Origin of the sequence: Brachyspira sp. (assembly GCF_050873525.1) — a bacterium.
GTDB lineage: Bacteria > Spirochaetota > Brachyspiria > Brachyspirales > Brachyspiraceae > Brachyspira.
Map to the genome: position 1 here is coordinate 1 of NZ_JBNMIZ010000219.1, position 4,421 is coordinate 4,421.

The 4,421-nt window shown below is 26.8% G+C and carries 2 protein-coding genes; one reads left to right on the plus strand and one right to left on the minus strand.

Features of this window, described 5'->3' with window-relative positions; all coding sequences use genetic code 11:
• The first annotated feature begins 337 nt into the window (after positions 1-337).
• Positions 338-4,099: a DUF7149 domain-containing protein gene (locus ACR0QS_RS11490; RefSeq protein ID WP_432633589.1), complete on the plus strand. Its 3,762-nt coding sequence runs from the start codon at positions 338-340 to the stop codon at positions 4,097-4,099.
• A gap of 15 nt (positions 4,100-4,114) precedes the next feature.
• Here ACR0QS_RS11490 and ACR0QS_RS11495 read toward each other — a convergent pair whose 3' ends face one another.
• Positions 4,115-4,393 carry a hypothetical protein gene (locus tag ACR0QS_RS11495; RefSeq protein WP_432633590.1) on the minus strand — a complete coding sequence of 93 codons (279 nt, stop codon included), beginning with the start codon at positions 4,391-4,393 and terminating at the stop codon, positions 4,115-4,117.
• Positions 4,394-4,421 lie beyond the last annotated feature (28 nt).

The window sequence follows — 4,421 nt, forward strand, 5'->3', positions numbered from 1 at the left end:
AAATAATTAATACTTGGCTGCATTATTATTCATTGTATTATTAAAGAATGCAAAATATATGTTCTTTTTGTAAAATATAAATTAGTTATATTAAAAAATAAATTCTGAATATAAAAATTTTATTTATACTTTTTGTTTAATTAAAAAATTGTAATTAACTAATAAAATTATATTTTAGAATTTAAATTTATTAAAGCGGATTGCTTCGGCAGTAGCCTCGCAATGACAGTTTTTTTGGTTTTGCTTACAATGGACGGTTTTATTTTGACAATATATAAAATATTGCATAATTGTAATAATTTCTATAAAATGAATATATAAAAATTTGGAGTTCGTGATGGCGGAGAGATTGGAATTTGTAAAAATTGAAGTTAAAGATTTTATAAATCAGTATTTTTATAGATATAAAATTTTAGAAAACGAATTTGAAAAATTTAAAGAAAGTTTGATTAATTATATTGAAACATTGGAAAAACATAAAAATCAAAACGAAGATTTTTTAGTCGCTAATTGTCTCGCTCCGTTTTTTAATAATATAAATTTTGAAACTCAAATAAAATCCAAAATGAAAGGCAAAAGCGAAATCGATTTGTCGATTGTTAAAGATTCAAATATTCAAATTATTATCGAAGCTAAAAAACCGAACGATAAAGATTTTTTCGGCGACAATAATGCTAATTGCAAGGCTTTGCATGAAGCTGTTTTATATTATTTTAGGATTAGAGAAGAAAATAATTTTTCTATAAAATATATTATTCTTACGGATTTTTACAAATTCTATATTTTTGAGGCTAAAGAATTTGAAAAAGTATTTTATCGAAATAAAGATTTTGAAATGTTATATAAAAGTTTTAAAAATAAAAATTCTATGTTTAACGGAAAAACGGAAGAATTTTATTTGGAAGCTAAAAATATTTTGGAGCGTAAGAATTTTAATCTTAAAGGAACTTTTGTAGATTTAAATGGTATTTCGGATATTTTGAAAGAGAATAAAAATTTTAAAACTAATTTTAAATATTTGAAACCGTATTTTAAGATTTTCAGCAGAGATTTTTTACTTCAGGAATTTAATCCGAATGACGCGAACGAACTTAATAAAGGATTCTATGACGAACTTTTGCATATACTCGGGCTTTCGGAAAAAATTATAAACGGAAAGACGCTTATAGTTCCGAGCAAGAATTCGATTGATAGAGAGGGAACGCTTTATTATAATATACTTCAGAGACTGCCCGAAGATAAAAGAGACAAAAAAGAAAACGAAATTAACGAAAAGGTTCTGGAGATTTTGATTATTTGGATAAACAGAATTTTATTTTTAAAACTTTTGGAATCGAGTTTGATTAATTTTAATAACGATAAGAATTTGGGATTTTTGAATATTGAGAAAATTAAAGATTATAATAAATTAAATTATCTTTTCTTTAATATTCTGGCTAAAAATAAAGAAGATAGAAACGGACAAACGGCGGAAGATTTGGCATATTTGCCTTATTTGAATTCAAGTTTATTTACTCGCTCGGAAAAAGAAATTATAGATATTTCGCAGCTTTCAAATTTGAAGTTGGAATATTTTAAGAATACGCAGATTAAAGACGGAAGCGGACATGCTAAAAAAGGAAAAGAAGACTGGCTTAAAATGATTTTTGAATTTTTAAATTCTTTCGATTTTGGGGCGAGAGACGATAACGAAAATATACTCGCTCAAAAAGATTTGATTAATTCGAGCGTTTTGGGACTCGTATTTGAAAAATTAAACGGTTATAAAGAAGGCAGTTTTTATACTCCGAGTTTTATCACAAGTTATATGTGTAAGGAAAGTTTGGAGAAAATAGTTTTGCAAAAATTTAGAGAAAACGGTTTGAATGCGGATAATTTGGATATACTTCAAAAACAAATTTTAGCGAATATGAACGCCGATTTTAATTTTAGAGATAAGGCTATAAATATTTTGGAGGAAATTAGAATATGTGACCCGGCGGTTGGGAGCGGGCATTTTTTAGTTTCGGCTTTAAATGAAACGGTTTATATTTATTATAAGCTCGGGCTTCTTAATATTCCAATTTCGGATTTGAGGATTGAAAACGATGAGATTTTAATTAAAGATTTGCAGGGAAAAAATTTTGAATATAGCCGTCCAAAATTTGAAAACGATAATCATAAAATTCAGCGGGAAATTTTTAATCTTAAAAAATCTATTATAGAAAATAATCTTTTCGGAGTCGATATTAATAATAATTCCTGCGAGATTACGAAACTTCGACTTTGGATTGAATTATTAAAAAACAGTTATTATTTGAGTTTTGATAACGGAAATTATCATAATCTTCAAACTTTGCCGAATATCGACATAAATATTAAATGCGGGAATTCTTTGATTTCTTATTTCGACATTAATCAGAGTTTAAATCGCTATCCGAATATACAAGATAAAATTGTGGAATATAAGGAATTGGTAAAAAATTATAAAGACGGCGTTTATAGTAGCAAAAGCGAAATAGACGAAAAAATAAAAGAACTGCTTGAAAGTTTTAGGACATTTTGCCTTAACGATAAATTTTTTGAACAAATTAATAAATTCCATAGATTATGCAGAGAATATAGCGAAAAATACGGAAATTATTTGGTTAAAGACGATAAAAATTTGAAAAGGTTTTTTGGACAAGAAAATCTTTTTGTTAACGAATTTAATAAAAACGAAGCGAAAAAAGATTTTGAAATATTGATTAAAAAATATAATGAAATTTATAATTTGGAAGCGAAGCGTCCTTTTGAATGGAGATTTGCATTCCCAGAAATTTTGAATGACGATGGAGGCTTTGTAGGATTTGATTTGATAATCGGCAATCCTCCGTATATAAGGCAAGAAGAGATTAAAGAATTGAAACCGAACCTTCAAAAACTTTTTAGCGTTTATAAAGGCACGAGCGATATTTATACTTATTTTTACGAGCAAGGATTTAAAGTTTTGAAAGATAACGGAATTTTAAATTTTATAACTTCAAATAAATTTACGAGAGCGGGCTACGGCGAACCTTTGCGAGACTTTTTACTAAAAAATACTTCGATTTTGGAATTTGTAGATTTGAACGGAATAAAAGTTTTCGCTTCGGCAACGGTAGACACAAGCATAGTAATGTTTAGAAAGAAAAAACCGAATAAATCGCAAGTCGTTTTGTATGCAAATCCTAAAGATAATAATTTGGATTTTTTGGAATATAATAAAATAGAACAAGGCGAGCTTAACAAAAACGCTTTTATTTTCGGCGAGAGTAAAATTTTAAATTTGAAAAAGAAAATAGAAAAAATAGGAATTCCATTAAAAGATTTTGGAATTTCTATTAACAGAGGAATTACTACGGGATTAAATGAAGCGTTTATAATTGACGAAAAGACAAAAAATAAATTGATTGCGGAAGATAAAAAATCTGCGGAATTGATAAAGCCTTTAATAAGAGGAAGAGATATAAACAGATATAATTATGAATTTCAAAATTTATATTTAATAAATACTCATAATGGAGTTAAAGAAAAAAATATTTCGCCTATTGATATTAATAAATATCCAGCGATTAAAAAACATTTAGATAAATATTATTCGGATTTGGAAATTCGACAAGATAAAGGAATTACGCCTTATAATTTGAGAAATTGCACATATATTGAAGATTTTGAAAAGCCAAAAATAGTTTATCAAGAAATTTGTTTAAATGCTTCGTATTCATTTGACGATAAAAATTCTTTTCTTACTAATAATGCTTATATGATGATTAGCCCAAATTATAATTTAAAATTATTATTAGGATTATTAAATTCAAAATTATATTGGTGGTTTTTTACTAAAAATAATGTTTCTTTAGGAAGTTCAGGTGTGAGAATGTTAGCTATGTCTATTGAAGTTCTTCCTATTCCAAAAATAGATACTAAAAATAAAAAATTGTCAGATAAAATTATAAATAATGTTGATGAAATTTTGAAGATTAAAAGTAAAAATTTCAATGCGGATGTGTCTGAAATTGAGAGGGAGATTGATAGGATGGTTTACGAATTGTATGAGTTGAGTGAAGAGGAAGTTGGGATTATTGAAAATCGCAATTAAATTTTATTTTTGTAATTAAAGTTTTTCAATTTCTTCAATACTTAATCCCGTAGCTTTACTTATAGATGCATCATCTATGTTCATTTGTTTTAAGGTTTTGGCTATTGAGATTGCTTTATTTTCTTCGCCTTCTTTTATTCCCTCTTCTCGCTCTGTTAATAATTCTGCCTTATGGAAATAACCTTCCCATTCTTTTTTTCGATAGGCGTTTATCAATGGGTCGCTTTCAATAAAACTTTGACATCTCTTTTCTACTTCTTCAAAAATATTATTTTCTTTTATTAAATTTGACATATTCTCCCCCTTAAAAAATTTTATCCAA

What these genes read in the sequence shown, in the direction of transcription:
- ACR0QS_RS11490 (WP_432633589.1), top strand. Translation starts at nt 338, where the DNA reads ATGGCGGAGAGATTGGAATTTGTAAAAATTGAAGTTAAAGATTTTATA.
- ACR0QS_RS11495 (WP_432633590.1), bottom strand. Translation starts at nt 4,393, where the DNA reads ATGTCAAATTTAATAAAAGAAAATAATATTTTTGAAGAAGTAGAAAAG.